General features: G+C 71.1%; 3 protein-coding genes. 2 read left to right on the forward strand and 1 reads right to left on the reverse strand.

What is annotated here, in order from left to right; genetic code table 11:
- Nucleotides 1–497 precede the first annotated feature (497 nt).
- Both AN218_RS38600 and AN218_RS30165 read left to right on the forward strand, forming a co-directional pair.
- A complete protein-coding gene (locus tag AN218_RS38600) occupies nucleotides 498–692 on the forward strand; it encodes a hypothetical protein (RefSeq protein WP_141747759.1) in 195 nt (64 codons plus the stop codon).
- A 6-nt stretch (nucleotides 693–698) separates the two neighbouring features.
- Nucleotides 699–932: a hypothetical protein gene (locus AN218_RS30165; protein WP_045863337.1), complete on the forward strand. Its 234-nt coding sequence runs from the start codon at nucleotides 699–701 to the stop codon at nucleotides 930–932.
- On the opposite strand, the gene AN218_RS30170 is transcribed toward AN218_RS30165, so the two are convergent.
- Nucleotides 911–2311, reverse strand: a complete 1401-nt coding sequence (locus AN218_RS30170) for a glycosyltransferase 87 family protein (protein ID WP_420856035.1) — start codon at nucleotides 2309–2311, stop codon at nucleotides 911–913. The genes AN218_RS30165 and AN218_RS30170 overlap by 22 nt on opposite strands.
- Nucleotides 2312–2549 lie beyond the last annotated feature (238 nt).

Raw genomic sequence — 2549 nt, forward strand, 5'->3', positions numbered from 1 at the left:
CAAGAGGTCAGGAGTTCGATTCTCCTTAGCTCCACACTTACGAGGGCGATCTGATTCCGCGGAGAGCGCGGAGCGGGTCGTCCTCGTTTTCGTACGCGCGGTGGAGGCGTGGCTTCATCCCCTCGCGGCCGCCCGGGAGTTGGTACAAGGGTTGCGTTTCGGTTTCGTTTTGTGCGGGTGCGTCGGCCTCTGCCGTCCCCGCGGGGCCGCGTCAACAGGCGTGATTCCCGGTTCCGTTGAACGGGGGACATCGCCCTGTGCGGCTCCGCTAGGCCGTCCCGTCCGGTCTTCCGCAGGTATCGGTACGGACACCGGGGTTTCGGGAGGCGGTGCCGTGGCAGGAACCGGACGGGGGCCGCTTCCGTCGATTCTGCGAAGCCTGCCGCGCGATCGCGGCCCCCGCCCCCTGTCACCGACCGGGACTCCTGAGCAATGGGAGAACGTGGCAGAATCGTGACGGCCGGAAGGGGGGAGGGCCGAGGGGAGGGACGTGTGCGATGTCGGCAGTTGTCCTCGTCGAGGGCGGCCGACGATCGGTTCGGCCGTGCACGCGTCCAGTCACCGGTCCGGCAGCGATGTCGTCACGGACGTTGCTGTGCCCGGCGTGCGGTTCATCGAACGTTGCCCAGATGCTCGGCGACAATGGAGGAGTTTCCTACGTGTGCACGACCTGCGGCCACAGCTGGGGCTGATGACTGATGGGTGCGCACAGCCGGAAATGCGACTGGTGCGGCAGCGGTACGCCCATCGTCCGCGACATGGAGCCGGTCAACCCGGAGTTCCAGTACTGGTGTGAGGACTGCGCGCGGGCGCTGATCATAAAGGGCGACCCCATCGAGACCTACCGCGAGCTGGACGGCGAACCCATCTACGGCCGCCTGCTCGACGAGCACTGCACGCTGAAGCGCTTCTACTCCTTCGCGACCGCCTGACCGGGGCGAGTTGAGCCGGCCGGCGCGGCGAGCAGCGCGTCCGGCTCGTACGGAGCGGGCCTGCGCAGCGCCCGTACGGACACCACGGCCGCCAGCGCCAGGAAGGCCAGACCGCCGGCCGGATAGAGCGCCGAGAGCACCATCTGGCCGCCCGTCTGGTGCAGTTCGGGCTTCACCGGGCCCGTCGCGCCGTGCGGGACGAGCCACAGCGCGTACGAGCCGAACAGCGCCAGCGCCGCTGCCGCCGACAACCCCCAGGGCAGGGCCCGTTCGCGCTCCAGCGTCTCCGCGCCGAGCAGCAACAGCAGCGGTACGCACCACACCCAGTGGTGCGACCACGAGACGGGACTCACCAGCAGCGCGGTGACGGCGCACGCGAGAGCGGCCCACGCCGGTGCGAACTCCAGCCGCCGGCGCCCTGCGAGAGCCGCTGCGACGGCGATGGCCAGACCCCCGGCCGCCACCGTGAGCGCCAGCACCAGCCACGGCCACCCCGGATCGCCGGTGTGCAGCAGCCGCGCCAGGACGCCGCGCAGCGACTGGTTGTCGGTGATCTCCGCGTGCCCGACGCGCTCGGACTGGAAGAGTGCTCCGAACCAGAAGCGGTGCGAGTCGCGCGGCAGCACCAGCGCGCCCAGCAGCACCGTGCCGGCGAACGCGCCCGTGGCGACGGCCGCTTGGCGCAGTTCGTGGTTCCGTACGGTCCCGGTGCCGCCGCCCGCGCGCAGCCGCCGCACGGCCCGTACCGTGCCGAGCACCGCGAGGAAGACGGCGAACAGGGCGGGCGTGAGCTTGATCCCGGCGGCCACGCCGGTGCCGGCGCCCGCGAAGCGATGACCGGGGCGGCGCGAGAGGTCCCACAGCACGAGCGCCGTCACCAGCAGGTTGATCTGCCCGTACCGCAGCGTCGTCCACAGGGGTTCGCACCACACGAGCAGGCCCGAGAGCAGCAACGAGACGGCAGGCAGCGGCAGTCGGGAGGAGCGCGGCGCGCGCCCGATCAACCGCAGGGAGAGGTGGACCACCGCCACCAGCAGGACGAGGTTCCCCGCGGTCGCCCACGTGCGCATGTCGGCGACGTCCAGCAGCGTCAACGGCATGAACAGCAGTGCCGCGAAAGGCGGATACGTGGTGGGAAGGTCGGCGTAGGTCGCGCGCATCGCGTAGAGGTCGCCGCCGCTGCGTACGGTCCAGCCCTCCGCGCGGTAGACCATGAGGTCGATCATCGAGACGTCCGTCACCCGCTGCGCCGCCCAGAACGCGGCGAAGGAGAGCAGGCAGACGCCCGACGCGATCAGCACCGGACGCCCCGACAGACGGGCCGCCAGCGCCTCTTGGGCTCGGGAACGGCGCTGTGCGGACTGCTGAAGTGCACTCACGGCGGTACGGGCTCCGGGTCGTGATCGTCGGCGGCCGGCGCGGGTGCGCGGCGGTACGGGGCGGGCCGTCGACAGTACCGGGCGGCCACGAGACGGGCGGCGCCGGAGCAGCGAGGGGCCGCGGAAACGGATTTGGCGGAAGGCGGCAGAGGCCGTGTAAGGTTGGCGACGCCGCCGCGGGGAGACCCCCGGCGGACCAGTAGCGGGGCTATAGCTCAGTTGGTAGAGCGCTTGCATG

The sequence above is a fragment of the Streptomyces nanshensis genome, assembly GCF_001751255.1.
GTDB lineage: Bacteria > Actinomycetota > Actinomycetes > Streptomycetales > Streptomycetaceae > Streptomyces > Streptomyces nanshensis_A.

Coding starts and splice junctions, on each gene's coding strand:
- AN218_RS30165 (WP_045863337.1), top strand. CDS start 699: ATGGGTGCGCACAGCCGGAAATGCGACTGGTGCGGCAGCGGTACGCCC.
- AN218_RS38600 (WP_141747759.1), top strand. CDS start 498: ATGTCGGCAGTTGTCCTCGTCGAGGGCGGCCGACGATCGGTTCGGCCG.